This window comes from Corallococcus sp. CA054B, from assembly GCF_003611625.1.
Lineage (GTDB): Bacteria > Myxococcota > Myxococcia > Myxococcales > Myxococcaceae > Corallococcus > Corallococcus coralloides.
Genome location: NZ_RAVY01000017.1, coordinates 24,195 through 43,377, shown reverse-complemented (window position 1 = coordinate 43,377; position 19,183 = coordinate 24,195). Strand labels below are relative to the sequence as shown.

The window sequence follows — 19,183 nt, the reverse complement described above, 5'->3', positions numbered from 1 at the left end:
CATGCGGCTGGGCATCCTCGACTTCTGCTCCCTCCGCCAGGGCGCCACGCCCCGCGCGGCCCTCTACGAATCGGTGGAGCTGGCCCAGCACGCCGAGGCCCTGGGCTACTCGCGGTACTGGCTGGCCGAGCACCACGAGCCCACCGCCGCCCACCACGCGCCGGACATGCTGGCGGCCCTCATCGCCGGCAGCACGGAGCGCATGCGCGTGGGGGTCGCGGGCATCCTGCTGAAGCTGCACAGCCCGATGCGGGTGGCGAAGGCGTTCCGGCTGATGGAGACGTTCTTCCCGGGACGCATCGACCTGGGCGTGGGCGGGGGAGGGGCCGAGCCGTCCGTCATGGAGGCCATGCGCTGCGACACGCGTTCGCTCGCGGAGGTGAACGAGGAGTACCCGCGGCGCGTGGCGCAATTGCTGGAGTTGCTCCGGGGGGAGTCCCCCCTTGCATTCCACCCTCCGGGCGCGCCTCCCGTCTGGCTGCTGGGCGCGGCGCGGCCCTTCACCGCGCGCATGGCGGCCCTGCACGGCACCTGCTACGGCCACTCGCTGGCGCACCTGTCGAGCCGGGACGACCCCAGCGTCCTCGACATCTACCGCGCCGAGTTCCGCCCCCGGCCCGAGCAGCCCCGGCCCCAGGCGGTCCTCGCGGTGACGGGCCTGTGCGCGCCGACGGAGGCGGAGGCGCGGCGGCGGGCGGCTGCCTCCGGCACCAAGACCGGCGACGTCGCCCCCGTCATCGGAGACCCACGGCAGTGCCGGGAGCAGCTCGAGGCCCTCGCCCATCGCTACGGCACTCGGGAGCTCGTCTTCCTGGATCAGGCCCCGGATTTCGCCACGCGCCGGGAGTGCTACGAGCTTCTCTCCGAGAGCATTGGACTCAACGCGGGCCCGACTGAAGCAGATTAAGCGCACTGCTTGTTTCAAACAGCGCGGCGCGCATTTATCGTTGGCCTCCCACGGAGGATGGCCCCCGGAGCACTCCGGGGGCCGGCCGTGGTCTGACCCCTACCCGGAGGGCTTCATGGCCAACACCAAGTCGCAGAAGCAGGACAACGCCAAGTCGCTGAAGCTGAAGCTGTCGCTGAAGAAGGAGACGCTGCGCGAGCTGAACGACTCGCAGGTGGGCGCGCTCGACCAGGTCGTGGGCGGTACCATCGTGTGGCTCTCGAACAACTGCTGCGACTACACGCACGAACAGGCCAACTAAGTCCTGCTCGACTGCGATGACACCGTGATGTCATCGCACACTGTCGTGCCCGGGGCCGGAGGGGTGGCACGCGCCATCCTTCCGGCCTTTTGTCCGTTCGCTGCTCCCGATTCTCCGGGGCCTCTCCTTGGGTGACGCTCACTCCCCAGCCGCCCATGTCCACGAACCACTCGCGCCCGCCCTCGAAGGCCCCCACCTACGCTGCCTCCGGCTTCTTCGCCCTGCGCACGCCGCTGCTTCCCTTCGACACGCTCGTCGACTGGGGCCAGGACCTGAGCGCCTGGCGGCTCCCGGAGGGCCAGCGCGCGGACGCACTCCGTGAAGAGCGCGCGCGGCTGCGCGAGCGCCTGCGCGGGTGGGTGGAGGAGCCGGTGGTGCGGGAGGCCCTCTTCCTCGCCTCGCCCGGCCTCGAGGAGAGCATCCCCGTCTGGCTGGAGTCCCCGGACTCGGAGTGGGGCCAGAAGGTGGAGCGCGGCCTGGTGCGCTACCTGTCCCGGATGGCCGGGCGCGCGACGCCCTTCGGCCTGTTCGCGGCGCACTCCGTGGGCAGCCTGAGCGGCAAGGCGCGGCTGCGCGTGCCGGAGCGCTCCGCCGTCCGCAAGCACACGCGCCTGGACATGGACTACGTCTGCGCGCTGGTGGAGCACGTGCGGCGCGAGCCCGAGGTCCTGCGAGCGCTGCGCTACGTGCCCAACACCAGCCTGTACCGAACGCCCACGGAGCTCCGCTACCTGGAGATGCGGCAGCGCGGGCGGGAGCGCAGCTACGGGCTGGTGGCCGTGGAGCCCACGCCCTACCTGGACGCCACGCTGGAGCGGGCCCGGGCGGGCGCGACGCTGGAGACGCTGGCCCGGGCGCTGGTGGCGCTGGACGCGGAGATTCCGCTGGAGGACGCGCGGCTCTACACCGAGGACCTGGTGGAGGCGCAGCTCCTGGTGCCCACGTGGGCGCCGAACCTGACGGGGCCGGAGCCCGTGCCCTTCCTCCTGGCGGGCGCCGAGGGCATCCCCGCGCTCGCGCCGGTGCGGGAGCGGCTGTCCGCCGTCCAGTCCCTCCTGGCCGACCTGGATGCCGCCCCGCCGGGCGCGTCCCCTGCGTCGTACCGGCACGTGGCGCGCACCCTGGAGGCGCTGCCGGTTCCGGTGGAGCTGCCGCGCCTGTTCCAGGTGGACTCGGTGCGTCCGGCCGCGGACCTCTCGCTCCCGCCGCGCGTGGCCTCCGAGCTGCTGCGCGCCGTGGAGGTCCTGCGCCGCATCACCCCCGAGCGGAGCGAGCAGGACCCGCTGGTGCGCTTCCGGGAACGGTTCGCGGCGCGCTACGAGGGGCGCTCGGTGCCGCTCTTGGAGGCCCTGGACGAGGAGCGGGGCATCGGCTTCGTGGCCGACCCCCGGCCCGGCGGTGGCACGGGCCCGCTCGTGAAGAACCTGGGCTTGCGCTCACCTCGTGGCGCGGAGCCTGCCGGCCTGGACACCCGGGCGCGGCACCTGCTGCGCCGGCTCCAGGAGGTGAGTGAGGCGCATGCCCATGAGCTGGTGCTGACGGAAGAGGACCTGCGGGCCATGGAGGCGGAGACGCCCAGGCGGCTGGCGAATGCCTTTGGCGTGGTGAGCACCCTCATCGCCGACTCCGCGGAGGCGGTGGACCGCGGAGACTTCCGCATCCTCTTCGAGAACATCCATGTCGCGGGTGCCATGTACATGGGCCGCTTCTGCCATGGAGACCCGGAGCTGGAGGCGCGGGTGCGCGAGCACCTGCGGGCCGAGGAGGCCCTGCGCCCGGACGCCGTCTTCGCGGAGATCGTCCACCTGCCCCAGGGACGCATGGGCAACGTCGTCTGCCGGCCCGCGCTGCGGCGCCATGATCTCGTCTTCCTGGGACAGTCCGGCGTACCCGAGGAGGACCGCATCGACGTCGCGGACCTGCGCCTGTCGCTGGAGGGCCACCGGCTGGTGTTGCGCTCGGAGCGGCTGGGGCGGGAGGTGGTTCCCCGGCTGACGAACGCGCACAACTTCGTCGGCTACGGACTGAGCCTCTACCGCTTCCTCTGCATGCTGCAGAGCGAGGGCGGCGAGCGGGGCATGCGCTTTCTCTGGGGCCCGCTGGACGCCGCGTCCTTCCTGCCGCGCGTGCGGTACGGGCGGACGGTGCTGTCGCTGGCCTGCTGGAACCTGCCCTCCGCGCTGCTCAAGGCCTGGGGGAAGCTGCAAGGCGCCGCGCGGTTCGATGCGGTGCAGCGCTACCGCCAGGAGGCGAGGCTGCCGCGCTGGGTGTGCCTGCGCGAAGGGGACAACCAGCTCCCGGTGGACCTGGACAACGTCCTGTCCGTGGAGACGCTCGTCCACACCGTCAAGGAGCGCTCGCTCGCGGTGCTGGAGGAGCTGTACCCCGGGCCGGAAGGGCTGTGCGTGGAGGGCGGCGATGGGCGCTACGTGCACGAGGTGGTGGTGCCCTTCGTGCGCGAGCCGTCCCCGGAAGCACCGCCGCTGCCCGCGCTGGCTCCCGCCCCGCCGGCGCAGGTGGCGCGGCGGTTTCCCCCTGGCTCCGAGTGGCTGTACCTCAAGCTCTACACGGGCACGGCGACGGTCGACCGGCTGCTGCGCGGCGGGCTGGGAGACACCGTGCGGCAGGTGCTGGCCTCGGGCGCGGTGGACCGCTGGTTCTTCATTCGCTACGGCGACCCGGACTTCCACCTGCGGTTGCGCTTCCAAGGCGATCCCGCGCGGCTGGAGTCCCAGGTGTGGCCGGTGCTGCGCTCGGCGTGCGCGGACCTGCTGGACGAGGGCACGGGCTGGAAGCTGCAGCTGGACACCTACGAGCGCGAGGTGGAGCGCTACGGCGGGCCTGTAGGCGTTGTCCTGTCGGAGGCGTTCTTCTCCGTGGACAGCGACGCGACGCTGGACCTGCTGCGCACGTGCGAGGGCGACGCGGGCGCGGACCTGCGCTGGCGGCTGGTGTTGAAGGGGCTGGACCTGTTGCTGACGGACCTGGGGCTGCCGCTGGACGCGAAGGCGCGGGTGGCCGAGCGGGCACGGGATGGCTTCGCGGCCGAGTTCAAGCCAGGCAAGGTGCTGGAGACGCAGCTGAGCGCGCGCTTCCGCGCCGAGCGCCCGAAGCTGGAGGCGCTGCTGGACGCGACGCCCGCCACCGAGGGCCCGTGGCAAGAAGGGCTCACGGTGCTCCATCAACGCAGTGAGCGGCTCGCCACCGTGGGCCGCGAGTTCCAGGCCGCCGAGCGCGAAGGCCGGCTCACCCTTCCCGTGGAAGCGCTGGCCACGAGCCTGATGCACATGCACGTCAACCGCGTGCTGCCGGACGACGCGCGAGCCCACGAGCTTGTCCTGTATGACTTCCTCGCGCGGCTGTACCGCTCGCGTCTGGCCCGGGGCTGAGACAGGCGCCTCCTCCTTGGTAGTGCGAAGGGGAGCCCCCGTCTCTCTCTGGCTGTCTGTCCATGGCCCCCCAGGCGGGAGGGGCTATCGGATGGGGTCGGTGTCTGGCTGTGGGGCAATCACTCGTAGGCGCTGGGCACGTCGATGCTATCGCCCAGCTTGCAATAGGAGGGGGTGCCCTGTTCGGGAGTCTCAATGATGCCTGCGGCTTTGAGTTTTACGCGCAGGTTCGCCCAGGATTCGAAGCTCTGAAGGTCTCGGTATTCAGTGGGGACATAGCGCGTGAGGCCCGAAGTCCTCTCGCTCTTGTTGTTCTTCCACGCTTTGCTTCCGCCCACGACCACTCCGCCATAAACAGCCCAGCGCTTCACGGGCGAAACACCTTCTTCCTGCATGGCGATCATCAGAAGTGCGTCGGCTTGTTCCCTTGTGCAGCCTTGAGTCCAGTAAAGATAGTCGTGGATGATCGCCGCGCGGCTGTATCGGTCGTGCGGCGAAAGTCCTATTGACCAGAATCCGCGTGGAATGCTGGCGTAGTCGTGGACAAAGCCTTCAGGAACAATGATTGTTTCGTTTGATTTCCGATGTGCCATTCGACGGGCTCAAGCAGAACCCAGTGCTCGTTGCCATAAAAGGCTTTGACCGCAGGGGAGTTGATTCGCGTGCAACCGCTAGCGAGGAGCGCAAGACACAGGCCAAGGGTAATTCTATGCATGGGCAACACCTCCGTGCGTCAATTCTGACAGGTTCCGCAAGACAGGCCAAGGCAGCCAATCGGTTGCGATGAAGCTGTCGAACCAGTCCTGGGTGGTGGAGGCAGAAGGCAGAGCGATTGAGGCCCGGTCGCTCGTGGCCTCCAGCCCTGAACCGGAGGGTTTTCCCCTCTCTTTCGCGGCTGGGCCCGCCGAGTTCTCCCGGACCCGGCTGAGTCATTGAATTCATGTAATACACGAACTAGGAAACAGCATGGCCAGCCGTGAAACATCGGTGGGACGTCTCAGACCCGGGTCGTAGCCCCAGGGGGCTTCGGATTTGTCAGGGGGATGGTGTACGCTTCTTTGCGACACGGCGGAATGGGACCGCCGGGTTTGGGCCGGGGTGTTTCGTGGAAGAAGAGATCGTCTATCGCCACACGGTGGAGGGAGTGTTCCGCTCCATCGGTGACCGGCTCACTCTGGAGCTCCGGACGAAGCTGAAGGACGTGGGACTGGACCTGGACGCTCAATCCCCGCACCACACCTCCCGGTCCATCTTCGCGGAGGCCCTTCGCGTCACCGTCGAGCACCTGTATCCGCAGGTCGATGCGGGCGAGGGCTACCGGCGCCTGGGCATTGGCATCATCCAGGGGATGGAGCAGACCGTGCTCGGCAAGTCGCTCGTGTCCATGTGGCCCATCTTCGGGCCCGAGCGCGTCGTGGTTCGCATCCAGGAGAGCTTCTCCACCGTCAACAACTACATGCAGTCGGAGCTGCTCACCCAGGGCCCCGGGCACCACATCATCCGCGTCAACGAGTGCAACGGGAACCCGGGCTACCTGCGCGGCCTCATCGAAGCAGGGCTGGCCAAGGCCGGGGCGAAGAATCTCCGCGTGGATCCCTTCGACTTCGACGGCCACGCCTGCTCCTACCGCGTCCGGTGGGCTCCCTGATAAAACGGGGAAATGAAGAAAATCGCCTTCGTTCGGCACCGTGTGCTGTGTTTCACTGGCGCCTTCCTGCTGTGCCTCGCCTGTGGGCCGCAGGAAGACCTGACGCTGGACCTGGAGGAGACCGGCGAGGTTTCCCAGGCGGCCCTGGCTGCCCCGACGTTGCTCGAAGCCGTCCCCGGTAATGGGCAGGTGACCTTGAAGTGGACCGCGGGCCCTACGGGCACCCAGGGCTACCAGGTCCGCTACCGCGTGGGCTCCGGTTCGTGGAGCTACCGGAGCGCAGGGGCCCAGACGACGACCCTCGCCGTCACCGGCCTCACCAATGGCACGAAGTACGAGTTCGTCGTGCGCATCAAGGGCTCCACGAGCGACACGACCTCCGGGTACTCGAACGGCCTGTCCGCCACGCCCACCGCGGACGAGTGCTCCGGCCCCTCCGTCCGCCACATCACCGTCACAGGCGCGGGCTCCAAGGACGGCCTCACTGCTCAGACTGCGGGCACGCTCTCCAATCTCAACACGTTCATCCAGGCGGTGGGCCCCGGGGGCACGGTTTGCATCCACGGGGGCATCTACGGCACCGGCACCACCGTGTCCCAGGGCGGTGCCCTGGGCGCTCCTGTCACCATCAAGGGCGTGGCGGGGCGGCCGGTGTTCCAGTCCACCTTCCAGGCCTCCACTCGCGCGAAGACGGGGCCCGTGGCCTTCACGGTGAAGGCCAGCAACCTCGTGTTCCACAACCTGGAGTTCAGCCACGTGGGCACGTGCTTCAGCTTCAAGGCCGCGACGTCCGTGGCACACGTCACGCTCAGCCAGTTCCGCGCGGAGAACGTGGCGACCTGCGTGGACGTGGAGCGCTCCAGTTCCACCGCCTTCACCGACCTCACCATCCGCGACGCGATGATCCTCCAGTTCACTCGTGGCGGCATCTTCCTCGCGTCCGGGACGAACCAGTCGCTCGTGGAGGATGTCTATATCGACATGGAGCCGGACCAGATTGGCGGGCAGGGGAGTGATTACCCCGTGGGCATTGCCCTCTACGACACCACGAACAACGTCACCCTTCGCCGGGCCACTGTGATGAACGTCACCGGCATGCAGACCGGCTACACGCAAGGGGACGGCATTGACGGGGAGAGCTCCGCCAGCGACGTCATCCTGGAGGACAGCTACTTCCGCGGCAGCGAGGACGGCTGTGTCGACACCAAGGTGCGCAACATGCTCATCCGCAACACCGTCGCCGCTGAGTGCAAGCGCAACTTCCGCCTGTGGCAGTCCGTCACCCCGGGCCCTCGCGTCGAGAACGTGAGCAGCTATCAGCCGCGCGACGGCCATTTCTTCATGCACACCGGTACGACGACCGCGAAGGACATCGCCGTGTACTCCAGCAACGGCGCGAAGCTCGTCGCCTATGACTGCTCGTCTTCGTCCCCCTGCACGTTCAACGCGCAGAACATCCGGGGGACGCTGCTGGACGCGACGAAGCTCAACGCCACCGGCACGGTGTGCGGCAACACGCTGGTGTACGGCCAGGCCGTCACCATCCCTCCCGTTCCCAACACCACTTCATTCACGCCATAGAAACGACAAGGCCCCCGGGTCCACTCAAGGATCCGGGGGCCTTCTTCGTGGCCGCCGCATCAGGCCAGGTCGAACAGCAGGGCCTCCAGCGGCTCGGAGGCGGTGAGCACGAGGCTCGACTCGTCGGACACGGCGACTCCGTCACCGGCCTTCAGGGCCACGCCGTTGAGCGTGCCGCTGCCGCGGGCAATCTGCACCCAGGCGTGACGCCCCTTGGGCAACGTGTACTCCGCCTTCTCTCCCGGGCTCAGCAGCGTGCTGTTGAGCACCACGTCCTGGTGCACCGTGAGGCTGCCGTCGCGGGCGTCGGGGCTGGCCACCACGCGCCAGCGTCCCTGCCGGTCCTTCTCCGGGAAGAACTTCTGCTCATACTCGGGCTTCAGGCCCTTCTTCTCCGGGATGATCCAGATCTGCAGGAAGTGGACGTCCTCGTTGGAGCCGTTCATCTCGCTGTGCATCACGCCCGTGCCGGCCGTCATGCGCTGCACTTCACCGGCGCGCAGGAGCCCCTGGCCTCCCGTGCTGTCACGGTGCGCGATGGCGCCGCTCAGCGGGTAGGTGATGATCTCCATGTCCCGGTGCGGGTGCGTGTCGAAGCCCTCGCCGGCCTGCACGCGGTCCTCGTTGATGACGCGCAGGGCGCGGAAGCCCATGTTGTCGGGGTCGAAGTAGCTCGCGAACGAGAAGGTGTGATGCGAATCCAGCCAGCCGTGGTTGGCGTGACCGCGTGCTTCGGAAGGGCGAACGTTCATCATGGTGTGTGCTTCCTTTCGAGACACAACATGCGCTTGCGAACGCCACCTGGCCAGACGCGAACCTTGGGACACATCGTTCCATCCGCGGAACGAAACGCCGGCACTGTCTCAGCGCTTCGCCCGCTTGAGTGCTTCCGGGTTCTGGGGCCAGTGCTCGCGCAGCACCTCCACGAAGGCCATCACCTTGGGCACGTGGTGGCGCGTGGGCGGGTAGACGGCGTGCACCGGCGCGCCCGTGGAGCTCCAGTCCGGCAGCACGCGCTGGAGCCTCCCTGACGCCAGGTCCTCAATGCATTGCTGGCCCGGGATGAGCGCCACCCCGGCGCCCAACGTCGTCACCGCGCGCAGCATGTCCGGCTCGTTCACCACCAGCCGCCCGGAGACCTTCACGTCGACGGAGCGCCCGCCCGCATGCAGCGTCCAGACGTTCCCCTGCACCGACTTGCCGAAGAAGAGGCAGTCATGCTTCGCCAGGTCCGCCGGCGTCTTCGGTGCACCCCGTGCCTGGAGATACCCGGGCGAAGCCACCACGAGCCACTCGATGTCCCCCAGCCGCCGAGCCATCAGCGACGAGTCCGGCAGCCGGCCGGCGCGCACCGCCAGGTCGAAGCCCTCCTCCATCAGGTCCACCGCGCGGTCCGTGCAGAGCAGCTCCACCTGCACGTCCGGGTACTGCTCCATGAAGCGCGCCACCAGGGGCGCGAGGAAATGCACGGACAGGGGCGTCGTCACGCGCAGCAGGCCTTGTGGCCCCGCCTGCAGGCGCGTCACCGCCAGCTCCGCGGCCTCCGCTTCCGCGACGATGCGCTCGCAGTGCGCGTAGTACGCGCGGCCCACCTCCGTCAGGTGCAGCGTGCGCGTGGTGCGCTGGAGCAGCTGCGCTCCCACTCGCTCCTCCAGCTCCGACACCTTGCGGCTCACGGTGGACTTGGGCATGCGCAGCGCCTTCGCCGCCGCCGTGAAGCTGCCCGCCTGGACCACCCGGGCGAAGACGAGGAGTTCGTTGAGGTCCATGGCCCTTGCCTCGTGCAGGAGGAGGACTGTTCCAGCCGTGGAACAGTGCTTCCTGTCCGTCCCGTCTAATCCGGAACGTGGGGGGCCGCTACCTTACGCCTCGTTGAAACACACCGCCGCCAACGCGGCGCTCACGACAAGGACGACGACCATGGCCACCACCTCCTGGAACATCGACACCACGCACACCGGCATCCACTTCAGCGTCCGCCACATGGTCGTGGCGAAGGTGCGCGGCAGCTTCACGAAGTTCGGCGGCACCATCACCCTGGATGACGCGAACCCCTCTGCCTCGGCGGTCTCCGTCTCCATCGAAGCGGCGAGCATCAGCACCGGCGTGGATCAGCGCGACAACCACCTGCGCTCGCCGGACTTCTTCGACGTGGAGAAGTTCCCGGCCATCACCTTCCAGAGCACGAAGGTGGAGCCCTCCGGCAAGCACCTGAAGGTGACGGGCCAGCTGTCCATCCGCGGCATCAGCCGCGAGGTCGTCCTGGAGGCCGAGCAGCTGGGCATCGCCAAGGACCCCTGGGGCAACACCAAGGCCGCGTTCGAGGCCAAGACGTCCATCAACCGCAGCGACTTCGGCCTGACGTGGAACCAGGCCCTGGAGGCGGGCGGCGTGCTGGTGGGCGAGAAGATTGAAATCGCCCTCGAGGTCCAGGCCGCCCAGGCGCAGTCGGGCGAGAAGGCGGCCTGAACCCCGAAAGGGACTACTCGACGTCGAAGGACGTCAGCACGAAGTGCACGTCGGACTCCGCGCCCGAGCTGACCGTCGCGGTCGCCGGGCGCGTGATGTCCGTGGTGAAGGACACGCCCTCAGGCCCCACCAGGTCCACCTGGTAGGTGCCGGGCAGCAGGTACTTGAAGTCCGCCACGTAGGTGGTGCCCGTGCTGGCGCTGAAGGCCAGCGTCTCGCGGCTGCCGTCGGCGTTGGTGAGCACCGCGGAGAAGCTGCTCAGCTGCGTGATGCCCAGGGGCAGGGACACGCTGCCCGCCTCCAGCGTCACCTCCACGTTGCCGGAGAACTCCATGTCCGCGCCCTTGATGACGGGACGCATGACCCACTTGCCAGAGCCGCCGGCCTCCTTGCCGAAGCTCTGCGCCACGTCGAAGTCCACCAGGATGACCTTCTGGTCGTCATCGCTGGTGATGGTGACGTCCGCGTCCTTGTCGAACTTCACCTTGAGGCCGGAGCTGCTGGCGCTCGGCATCTGCAGGTCGCCGTCCACCTGGGCCCCGTCGGGCAGGCCCTCGTAGTTGGCGGAGGTGGCGAAGATGCGGCTGACGCCGTCCTGCTTCACCTGGATGTAGCCGCCGGTGATGACGAAGCGCAGCTCCTTGTACGTGCCCGCCGGCACCTCCGCGTCCTTCACCAGGTCCGCGGTGTCGTTGGCCAGCGTGAGCAGGTCGGTGGTGACGGGCTCGCTCAGGAGCACCACGTCTCCCTTGCCGTCCGCGTCCTTGTCCACGCTGCCCTTCAGGTAGACCTTCGAGATGGTCACGACGGCCTTCTCGATGCCGTCGCCCGGGGCGTCGGTCAGCTTCAGGGTGACGCGGGCGGTGTCGTCGCCGCAGGCCGCGAGGAACAGGAGTCCCGTGGCCATCAGCAGGGTGGAGGTCAGGTGTCGCAGGGTCTTCATGGGTCTGCCTTTGTTGGATTCAGGGAAGAACGCGGGAGAAGACCCTCCCGCGTCCGGACCGGCCACGGCGCTGGTTCAGCCGATGACCGGCCAGCAGCGGCCTTCCGTGCACGACAGCGAATCGCAGCAGCTCTCCTGGCCATCCTCGAGGGAGCACTCGTTGCCTTGGGGGATGCACTGGGGGCCGGCGTCGATGCCGCCGCCCGAGCCGCCGTCGGTCGTGCCCGCGTCGGGCTCGCTGGTGCCGCCATCCGCGGGCGTTTCGCCTTCGCACGGGCCCAGCGTGTCGCCATGGCGCAGGTGCGCGGCCACCGCGGGCAGGCCCACCGTGATGGAGTGCGCGTTGGCGGGATTGCCGGGCGGAATGTGGCAGATCGTGACGCGGCCAAGGTTACCGGGCTCGGTGCCGCCATCCGCGGCGGGCGCTTCTCCGGCGGCGCCCCCCAGGTTGTCATCACCCGTGACGAGCGACGGATCCTCCGCCTCCGTGGGGCCTCCGCAGCCCAGGGACAGCATCGTCGCGCACAACACCATCCATGCCGCGGAAGAGCGAGCGGTCGGGATACGCATGGTCATCCTCCTGTGAAACGAGGCGGTGGGGGGCCGCTTGGGGAGCGGAGTGCCTCGTTGTCAGGAAGACCCGGGTGCTCGCGGAGTGGCCACAACTCCAGACGGGCGGCGAAGTGTGAGGCGACGGACGGTCTGGAAATGTGTGGCTTTGTGGAAAGCTCTCTTCACAGCGGAAGCCATCGCGAACCGGCGACGATTTTCAATGGCTGTCTTCAGGGCGTTTCACGCCGCGGCCATCCATCGCGGAATGGCTGTCACCGCCGCCACAGCCCGCCAACGCGCAGCGCTCCTCGCCGGAGGAGCCCTCGGGGATGAGCTCCACGTTCAAGACCGTCTGCTTGCCCGTGTCCACGCAGTCCTGGACGGAGGTGGAGCTGAAGCCGGGCGCGGAGATGCTCACGCCGTAGCAGCCCTCCGGCAGCGGCCCCAGGCGGGCGGGGTCCTTGTCATCAAACCCGGAAGCTTCGATGGGCGTGCCGTCCACGGAGGCCTTCACGTCCGTCACCTTCCGGCTGCCCCGGACATGGAGCTTCACGAAGAAGGCCCCGGCGGGCCGGGGCGCGACGTCCGGGACGTCCACGGACTGGCCTCCCTGCACGGTGAGCGTCACGCGCTCGGCCTTGTCCTCGGTGGCCAGGATGAAGAGCTCCGCCGGGCCGGCGGGCACGTCCTCCAGCGTGAAGCGGCCCTGCGCGTCCACGCCGCTGCGCACGCCGGGCGCGCCGACCACGGATACCAGCGCGACGGCGGGGTCGAACTCCGTGAGCCGGCCGCGCACGGTGCCCGCGCGGAAGGGCTCGTTGTCCAGGCTTCCGCACGCGCCCAGGCCCAGGAGGCCGAGCGACGACAGCGTCAGGATCAGGCATTGGCGGCGCATCAGAAGCGGTACCCCACGCCGGCGTTTCCGCCGATGAAGCCCACGGCCTGTCCCTGCCCGTCCACCACCACGTACGTCAGCATCCCGTGGCCCTGGGCGGTGAGCTCCAACCGCTCCCCCAGGCGCCACGCCAGTCCGCCCACCACACCGGGGCTGACGGTGAAGTAGCGCTGGCCTCCCGAATAGGCCTCCACATCGAAAGACCTGCCCAGGTACAGCGCGGCCACACGCGGGCCCGCGAACAGCGTCAATTGCTCCCAGCGCCACAGGTACGGCACCGCCGCGCCCAGCGTGAACGTGGTGTAGGCGAAGGGCACCTCGCTGCCGGGCGCCACCTGGAGCTTCTGGCGCCCACGTCCCAGCCCCATGTCCAGCATCAGGCCCAGGTCCTGGAGCGGCAGGTCCTCCAGCCGCAGCACCACGCCCACCTGGGGCGCCGCGGGCAGCAGCTCGCGCTGGCTCCTGCCGTCCGCGAAGGACATCATCCCGCCCACGAGCGACAGCGCGCGGCGCGGGATGGCGTCCGACAGCAGGCGCTCCAGCGGCAGGCGCTCGCCCCGGGCCACGTCCACTTCGCGCCGCACGAGGACGGCGTCGCCCTTGGTGAGCTCCACCGTGCGCTTGCCCGGGCCCACCGCGGCGCCGCCCGGCAGCTCCAGGCGCGGCTCTCCGTCCACCTTGAGCAGGAAGCCGTCCAGGCGCGGGTTGTAGGAGAAGAGCTCCGGCTGGCCCGTGCGGTCGATGCGGCCGGCGAGGATGACCGGATCCGCGCCCACCTCCATGATTTCGGCGGACGGCCGCTGACGTCCCTCCGTGAAGGTGAAGGTGCGGCGGCGCGAATAGTCGTGCGCCTCCGTGGCGGTGACGGCGCCGTCCGCGTTGCGGTCCGCCGCGCCGCCCAGGCCCTCGATGAGGAAGTACGTGTAGATGTCGTTGCGCAGGCCCTCGTCCTCGCGCGCCGTCTCGCCCCAGTCGCTGGCGGCGAACACCATGGAGGCCCGGGAGGACTCCTCCAGGGGGCGCGCGTAGAAGCCGGACTTGATGCCCGCGAGCTCCACTTCCAGCTCGTGGGGCAGCAGCGACTTGCCGCTGCCGCTGTGGCAGGTGGCCAGCACCAGCAGCCGACGCCGGCTGGGCAGCTGTTCGAACTCCGCCTTCAGCGCGTCCATGGAGAGCGCCGTCTGCGGGATGGCGCGGTAGGACGCGTCGCGCGTGACGAGGTAGCGCGTGAGCTCCCCGCGGCCGTCTCGCGCGAGCGTGCCGTGCGCGGACAGGTACACCACCACCACGTCGTCGGGCCGGGTGGCTTCACGCCGCAGCTGCCGGAGCGCCGCGAGGATGGCGTCGCGGGTCGTCTCCTCCGGGCGCGTGAGGACGCGCACCTGGTCGAAGTGGCCTCGCGCGGGGTCCTTCAGCGCCGCGGCCAGGTCGCTGGCGTCCTTGGAAGAGAAGCGCAGGGCGCGCCACTGCGGATCATCGAAGGACGACACGCCCACGAGCAGCGCGAGCCGCCGGGGGGTGTACGCGCGCGACAGGTCCGCGGCGTCGAGCCGCAGCGGCACGAGCCCGCCCTTGTCTCCAGCCGTGGCGGATGGGCCCGCGCAGGCGGAGAGGAGGACGAGGAGCAGGGGAAGGAGGCGCCTCACGGGGCCAGAGTCTGACCGGATTGGACCCGCACGTCGAACCTCACCACGGTCCCTGGGCGTGCATCCGGGCCACCGTCCGCGGCGAGCGCGGCGAGTGCGTCCTGCTCCGAGGCGGACTCACCGGGAGCGAAGGCCACCAGCGCCAGCGACAGCCGGCCCTCGTCCGACTCCAGGCTCACGCCCGCGAGGCCGTCGGGCCCCTCCAGGTCGTGGGTTCCCGCCGTCAGGGGGAAGCGGCCAAGCAGCTCCGGCGCCTGCTGCTCCTGCTGCTGGTAGAGCAGCGCGGTGCCGGACTCCGTGGCGTGGTAGCGCAGGAGCAGCACCTCGTCGCTGGTGACGTCCGCCCCGGAGTCCAGCCGGCGCAGGGCGCCGTCGGTGCTCCGCGCGACCACGGCCAGCTCCAGGGAGATGCGGCCCGGGCCCTTCTCACCGGTCCACTCGCTGGCACCTCGCGCGGGCCCCTTCACCAGCGGCACCAGCACCACCATCAGCACGGAGGCCGCGATCGCGCCGGCCATCCATCCCAGGTACCGGCCTGACGGAGGGGCGAAGCGGCGGGCGCGGGGCGGGGAGCGCAGCGGGACGACTTCCGCTTCGGCTTTTCCCTGGGGCGCGAGCGCCAGGAGCAGCGCGTCCGTCCGCCCGTCGAGCGGATCCGCGTGTGTGGCGAGGAACGTCTCACAGACCTCGCAGGGCGAGGCCAGGTGCTCGCGGAACCAGGCGACGGCGGCGGGGTCGCGCCCGGCGAGTTCGGCCATCGCGGTGGCATCCAGGTGTCTCATGGCTTCAATCCCACCGTCCGGCGAGCACCCGCAGGAGGAGCTCGCGCTTGATGCGCCCGCGAAACCGCTCCAGCCGCATGGTGACCGTGCTCTTTCCCACGCCGAGCTTCTCGGCGATCTCCCGCGCGGAGAGCTGACCTTCGATGTAGAAGAGCTGCACGGTCTTCTTCTCCTCGCCTTCGGGCAGCTCCGCGATGAGCTGCCGCACCACCTCGATGTCCCGCTCCACCTGGAGCGTGGGAGGCAGGGCAGGCACTGTCTCCGGCGTCGGGTCCGCCAGCTCCTCCTCCATCCGATGGAGCAGGTTGCGGCGCTCCAGCCGCGTGCGCGCCCGGTTGCGCGCGATGGTCAACAACCACGGGGTGAAGGCCCCCGCCGACTTCAGCTGGGACAACCCCCGAAACGCCCGCACGTAGGATTCTTGGAGGACGTCTTCCGCCTCGTCTGGATCCAATGTGCCGAAACCCGCCACCAGCCGGGCTACCAGGGGGCGGGTGCGACGGTATAGCTCGCTGAAGGCGGACGACTCCCCCCTCGTCGCGCGCCGAACCGCGTCCGTGACATCGTCCGTCTCACCCACCTGCGCAGAAGACCTCCTGGTGGGCGAATCGGCCACGGGCCCGGATTCTTCCACGGCTTTCGCGGTTAGAGTGAAGTCCTCACCGTCCAGCGCGAGGGGTGGCAGATGCGGCGGAAATGGATGATGGCGCTGGCCGCGGCGGGATGCCTCCTGGCGGCCTGTGGCCCCGCGGACGCTCCCCCGGCGGACACCCCTCCCGGGGAAGACCCTCCGGGGGACGCGCGGGACCCATCATCCGGGGAAGAGCCCGGCACGGCGGAACATGAGCTCACGCCGTGCCTGAGCCAGTGCTACGCGACCTGCGTGGGCAACACGCCCGAGGTCGTCGCGTGCCGGCAGGACTGCCGCGACGCGTGCGCCAGCGGCTGAAGGCCGGCGCGAGGTTCGTCAGGTCGCGAGCTTCGCCTTCAGCGTGATGTTCACGCCCCCGAGCGCCTTGGAGACGGGGCAGCCCTTCTTGGTCTCCTCGGCGATCTTCTGGAACTGGGCGTCGTTGGCGCCGGGGATGGTGGCCTCGGTGACGAGGTCGATGGTGGTGATGGCGAAGCCGTCGCCCTGCTTGTCCAGGTGCACGTCCGCGTTCGTCTGGATGCGCGTGGGCTTCAGGCCCGCCTTCTCCAGCCCCACCGACAGGGCCATGGAGAAGCAGCCGGAGAGCGCCGCGCCGATGAGCTCCTCCGGGTTGCTGCCCTGCTGACCCTCGAAGCGAGTGCCGACCGAGAAGAGGACCTCCGCGGCGTGACCGGGCTTCATCGAGCCCTTGCCGTCCTTGAATCCGCCGTTCCACTGCGCACTGCCCTTGCTGATACCCATGGCGTCCGTCTCCCCATGCGCGGCGCGGCACCGTGCCGCGTCCGTTGCGTTCGCGCGGCGGAAGGGTAGGGCGCTCACCGGAGCGCGGCGGTCCTGTTGGCGGACAGGGGCCGGGGACTGCCGGGGAGTGGACGCTCGCGCGCGCGGAGGCCTGGGTTCTGGACGGTTGGGGCCGTCAGGGGCTCACGACGGGTCGCAGGAAGAGCAGGTAGTGGTCCGGCAGGTCGCTGTACTCGGAGACGATGGCGTAGCCCGCGGACTGCGCCGCGGCGACGAGCGGGGGACGCATGGCCCTCAGGTGCGTCACCGCGATGCGGCCCTGGGGCGTGAGCGCGGGACGCAGCCGGGTGAGGTAGTCCACCCGGTCCCCGAAGAAGTGATCCACCTCCGAGAGGAGGATCAGGTCGTACGCGCCCGCTTCGAGTCCCGGCGCGTCCGGGGCCACCTTCCGCACCTCGACGTTCTTGCGTCCGAGGACCCGCGCGCGGAGCCGCTGAATGGCTTCGTCGTTGATGTCGGTGGCGACCACCTGGCCCGTGGGGCCCACCGCCTCCGCGAGCCGCTGCGTGAAGTACCCCAGCCCGGCCCCGACGTCCGCCACTCGCTGTCCCGGAGTGAGCCCCAACGCGGCCACGAACCGGGCGGGCTGACGGGAGCGGTCATACGCGGCATCCACGCCTTCGATGCCCCCCACGCCATGCAGCTCCGTGGCCGGCTCCGGCGCGGCGGTCCGCGCGGGCGTGGGCGGTGCTTCGGCCTGGGGGTCGGAGCGGCAGGCTCCGGCTGTCGTGACCAGGGCGAGACACAGACTCCACCGTGTAAGGAAAGGGAACACCGCCAGCGGACGGAAGAGAGTCATTGCAGGCACCGGGGCAGGAAGGGAACAGCGGAGTCAAAGTCAAACGTCCCGGTTGCGCAGGATATCGCTTTCTGCCGGACTGTGGGGACGCGAGGCATTTCCGCCTCCGTCACCTGGAGCCTCCTGCATGCGAAACATGATCCGTGGTTTGTTTTTGGCGGCCTTCTCCGTGGGCCTCCTCTCCGCCTGTGGTCCGGCGTCGGAGCAGGATGCGTCGCCGTCCACCGGTGAGGCGGCGCAGGTGGAGCAGGGCATTGGCAAGACGCCGGACTGTGCCTTCAATGAATCCCTGGCGGAGCAGGTCATCTGGTCTTCGACCTGCGCCGCGTGTCGCGAGGTGGGCGGCGACGGCAGCTGGCCGAACGGCTCCTACGGCCGGAGCGGCACGCTCTACATGACGTGCTGCGGCCCCAACGGCTGCGGTTCGTGGCAGAACATCCGGCCGGTCTGCACCAGCTGCTAGGCATTGCCCTTCAGCGCTTCGCGGTCACCTTCCACAGCGTGTTGCTGGCGTCATCCGCGACCAGCAGCGCGCCGTCCGGCAGCACGGTGACGCCCACCGGCCGGCCGTGCACCCGGGCCTGGGCCGCGTCGGCGATGAAGCCCGTGAGGAAGTCCTCCGGCGGCCCGGACGGCTTTCCGTCCTTGAACGGCACGAACACGACCTTGTAGCCGGACAGCTCCGCGCGGTTCCACGAGCCGTGCTGTCCGATGAACGCGCCGCCCTGGTACTTCCGCGGGAACGCCTGGGCCTCGTAGAACGCCAGGCCCAGCGACGCGGTGTGGGAACCCAGGGGCACGTCCGGCACCAGCGTCTTCGCCACCAGGTCCGGCCGCTGTCCCGCCATGCGCGGATCCTCGTTCGCTCCGAAGTATGCGTAGGGCCAGCCGTAGAAGCCGCCGTCCTCCACGTGCGTGAGGTAGTCCGGCACCAGGTCCTCGCCCAGGTCGTCTCGCTCGTTCACCGCCGTCCACAGCGTGCGCGTGCCCGGGGCCCAGCCCATGCCCACGGGGTTGCGCAGGCCGCTCGCGTAGATGCGCTCGCCCGTGCCGTCCGGGTTGAACTCCAGGATGTTGGCGCGGCGCTCCTCCTCCTTCAGGCCGTGCTCGGCGACGTTGCTCGCGGAGCCCACGGACACGTAGAGCTTCGAACCATCCGCGTTGGCCAGCAGGTTGCGCGTCCAGTGGTTGTTGTAGCCGCCCGCCGGCAGCTCCAGGATCTTCTCGCCGGGAGTCTTCAGCGACGTCTCACCGGCCGTGTACGGGTAGCGCCAGACGGCGTCCGTGCCGGCCACGTAGAAGCGGTCGCCCAACAGCAGCATGCCCAGCGGCTGCTTCACGCCCTCCAGGAACACCTCGCGGACCTCGGGGGTGCCGTCGCGGTCCGCGTCGCGCAGCAGGGTGATGCGGTTGGCGCTGTGGCCCAGGTTCTGCGAGCGCACCTTGCCGGACTCGATGGACTCCTCCTTGTCCTCCTCGCTCTTGAACTCGGAGCTGGCCTCGGCCACCAGGACGTCGCCGTTGGGCAGCACGTAGGTCCAGCGCGGGTTGCGCAGGCCGTCCGCGTAGCGCGTCACCTCGAAGCCCTCCGGGGCCGTGGGGCGCTTGCCTTCCGGCCAGCCGACGACCGTGCTGTACCGCTTCACCTTGAAGCTGGGGTCGGGCGCGGGCAGCGCGGGCGCCTTCGCGGGCGCGGCGGAGGTGTCAGGGGTGGAGCGGTGCGCGCAGTTCATCAGGAGCAGCGCGGCGCCCACGCAGCTGGAGGCTCGGAGGAGGAAGGACATGCCCTTCCTCTAGAAGCCCCCTCTCTGTCCGGCG

Annotated in this window: 20 protein-coding genes; 8 read left to right on the top strand and 12 right to left on the bottom strand. The window is 69.6% G+C overall.

The window, feature by feature from the left end; translation table 11 throughout:
* Position 1 precedes the first annotated feature (1 nt).
* The 3 genes from D7V80_RS06805 (at position 2) to D7V80_RS06795 (ending at position 4,597) form a co-directional block, all read left to right on the top strand.
* Positions 2-907, top strand: a complete 906-nt coding sequence (locus tag D7V80_RS06805) for an MsnO8 family LLM class oxidoreductase (protein ID WP_120587387.1) — start codon at positions 2-4, stop codon at positions 905-907.
* A 115-nt stretch (positions 908-1,022) separates the two neighbouring features.
* On the top strand, positions 1,023-1,208 hold the full coding sequence (locus D7V80_RS06800) for a hypothetical protein (RefSeq protein ID WP_120587386.1): 186 nt from the start codon (positions 1,023-1,025) through the stop codon (positions 1,206-1,208).
* Positions 1,209-1,339: 131 nt separating this feature from the next.
* The gene (locus D7V80_RS06795; RefSeq protein WP_233585189.1) at positions 1,340-4,597 is read left to right on the top strand and encodes a lantibiotic dehydratase; all 3,258 of its coding nucleotides are present in this window, start codon (positions 1,340-1,342) and stop codon (positions 4,595-4,597) included.
* Between the two features lie 119 nt (positions 4,598-4,716).
* Here the strand turns inward: D7V80_RS06795 and D7V80_RS06790 are convergent, their stop codons facing one another.
* Positions 4,717-5,190 (bottom strand): DUF1353 domain-containing protein, encoded by a 474-nt coding sequence (locus D7V80_RS06790; RefSeq protein WP_120587384.1) that lies wholly within the window; start codon positions 5,188-5,190, stop codon positions 4,717-4,719.
* 512 nt (positions 5,191-5,702) lie between these two features.
* On the opposite strand from D7V80_RS06790, the gene D7V80_RS06785 reads away from it, so the two are divergent.
* Positions 5,703-6,245 (top strand): DUF2378 family protein, encoded by a 543-nt coding sequence (locus tag D7V80_RS06785; RefSeq protein ID WP_120587383.1) that lies wholly within the window; start codon positions 5,703-5,705, stop codon positions 6,243-6,245.
* Between the two features lie 12 nt (positions 6,246-6,257).
* Complete coding sequence (locus D7V80_RS06780) at positions 6,258-7,826, top strand: fibronectin type III domain-containing protein (RefSeq protein ID WP_120587382.1); 1,569 nt, start codon at positions 6,258-6,260, stop codon at positions 7,824-7,826.
* 59 nt (positions 7,827-7,885) lie between these two features.
* On the opposite strand, the gene D7V80_RS06775 is transcribed toward D7V80_RS06780, so the two are convergent.
* The gene (locus D7V80_RS06775; RefSeq protein ID WP_014398009.1) at positions 7,886-8,581 is read right to left on the bottom strand and encodes a pirin family protein; all 696 of its coding nucleotides are present in this window, start codon (positions 8,579-8,581) and stop codon (positions 7,886-7,888) included.
* 108 nt (positions 8,582-8,689) lie between these two features.
* Positions 8,690-9,595: a LysR family transcriptional regulator gene (locus tag D7V80_RS06770; RefSeq protein WP_120587381.1), complete on the bottom strand. Its 906-nt coding sequence runs from the start codon at positions 9,593-9,595 to the stop codon at positions 8,690-8,692.
* Between the two features lie 151 nt (positions 9,596-9,746).
* On the opposite strand from D7V80_RS06770, the gene D7V80_RS06765 reads away from it, so the two are divergent.
* Positions 9,747-10,295, top strand: a complete 549-nt coding sequence (locus D7V80_RS06765; protein ID WP_120587380.1) for a YceI family protein — start codon at positions 9,747-9,749, stop codon at positions 10,293-10,295.
* A gap of 13 nt (positions 10,296-10,308) precedes the next feature.
* Here D7V80_RS06765 and D7V80_RS06760 read toward each other — a convergent pair whose 3' ends face one another.
* The 6 genes from D7V80_RS06760 to D7V80_RS06735 all read right to left on the bottom strand — a co-directional run bounded on the left by D7V80_RS06760 (position 10,309) and on the right by D7V80_RS06735 (position 15,693).
* Positions 10,309-11,238, bottom strand: a complete 930-nt coding sequence (locus D7V80_RS06760; protein ID WP_120587379.1) for a DUF4382 domain-containing protein — start codon at positions 11,236-11,238, stop codon at positions 10,309-10,311.
* Between the two features lie 75 nt (positions 11,239-11,313).
* Positions 11,314-11,808, bottom strand: a complete 495-nt coding sequence (locus D7V80_RS06755; protein ID WP_120587378.1) for a hypothetical protein — start codon at positions 11,806-11,808, stop codon at positions 11,314-11,316.
* Between the two features lie 199 nt (positions 11,809-12,007).
* The gene (locus D7V80_RS06750; protein WP_120587377.1) at positions 12,008-12,685 is read right to left on the bottom strand and encodes a carboxypeptidase regulatory-like domain-containing protein; all 678 of its coding nucleotides are present in this window, start codon (positions 12,683-12,685) and stop codon (positions 12,008-12,010) included.
* Positions 12,685-14,331 carry a caspase family protein gene (locus D7V80_RS06745; RefSeq protein WP_120587376.1) on the bottom strand — a complete coding sequence of 549 codons (1,647 nt, stop codon included), beginning with the start codon at positions 14,329-14,331 and terminating at the stop codon, positions 12,685-12,687. The genes D7V80_RS06750 and D7V80_RS06745 overlap by 1 nt, the downstream gene beginning before the upstream one ends.
* Positions 14,328-15,113 carry a hypothetical protein gene (locus D7V80_RS06740; protein WP_120587375.1) on the bottom strand — a complete coding sequence of 262 codons (786 nt, stop codon included), beginning with the start codon at positions 15,111-15,113 and terminating at the stop codon, positions 14,328-14,330. Before D7V80_RS06740 ends, D7V80_RS06745 begins: the two co-directional genes overlap by 4 nt.
* Positions 15,114-15,117: 4 nt before the next feature.
* Entirely contained in the window at positions 15,118-15,693 is a 576-nt protein-coding gene (locus D7V80_RS06735) for an RNA polymerase sigma factor (RefSeq protein ID WP_199738406.1), read from the bottom strand.
* 105 nt (positions 15,694-15,798) lie between these two features.
* Here D7V80_RS06735 and D7V80_RS06730 point away from each other — a divergent pair, with 105 nt between their 5' ends.
* Positions 15,799-16,062, top strand: coding sequence for a hypothetical protein (locus D7V80_RS06730; RefSeq protein WP_120587373.1), 264 nt, complete (start codon positions 15,799-15,801; stop codon positions 16,060-16,062).
* Between the two features lie 18 nt (positions 16,063-16,080).
* Here D7V80_RS06730 and D7V80_RS06725 read toward each other — a convergent pair whose 3' ends face one another.
* Positions 16,081-16,506, bottom strand: coding sequence for an OsmC family peroxiredoxin (locus D7V80_RS06725; protein ID WP_014397999.1), 426 nt, complete (start codon positions 16,504-16,506; stop codon positions 16,081-16,083).
* A 175-nt stretch (positions 16,507-16,681) separates the two neighbouring features.
* On the bottom strand, positions 16,682-17,200 hold the full coding sequence (locus D7V80_RS06720) for a class I SAM-dependent methyltransferase (protein ID WP_233585187.1): 519 nt from the start codon (positions 17,198-17,200) through the stop codon (positions 16,682-16,684).
* A 292-nt stretch (positions 17,201-17,492) separates the two neighbouring features.
* On the opposite strand from D7V80_RS06720, the gene D7V80_RS06715 reads away from it, so the two are divergent.
* Positions 17,493-17,828, top strand: coding sequence for a hypothetical protein (locus D7V80_RS06715; protein WP_147447002.1), 336 nt, complete (start codon positions 17,493-17,495; stop codon positions 17,826-17,828).
* Positions 17,829-17,838: 10 nt separating this feature from the next.
* Here the strand turns inward: D7V80_RS06715 and D7V80_RS06710 are convergent, their stop codons facing one another.
* Positions 17,839-19,149 (bottom strand): sorbosone dehydrogenase family protein, encoded by a 1,311-nt coding sequence (locus D7V80_RS06710; protein ID WP_120587370.1) that lies wholly within the window; start codon positions 19,147-19,149, stop codon positions 17,839-17,841.
* Positions 19,150-19,183: the final 34 nt, after the last annotated feature.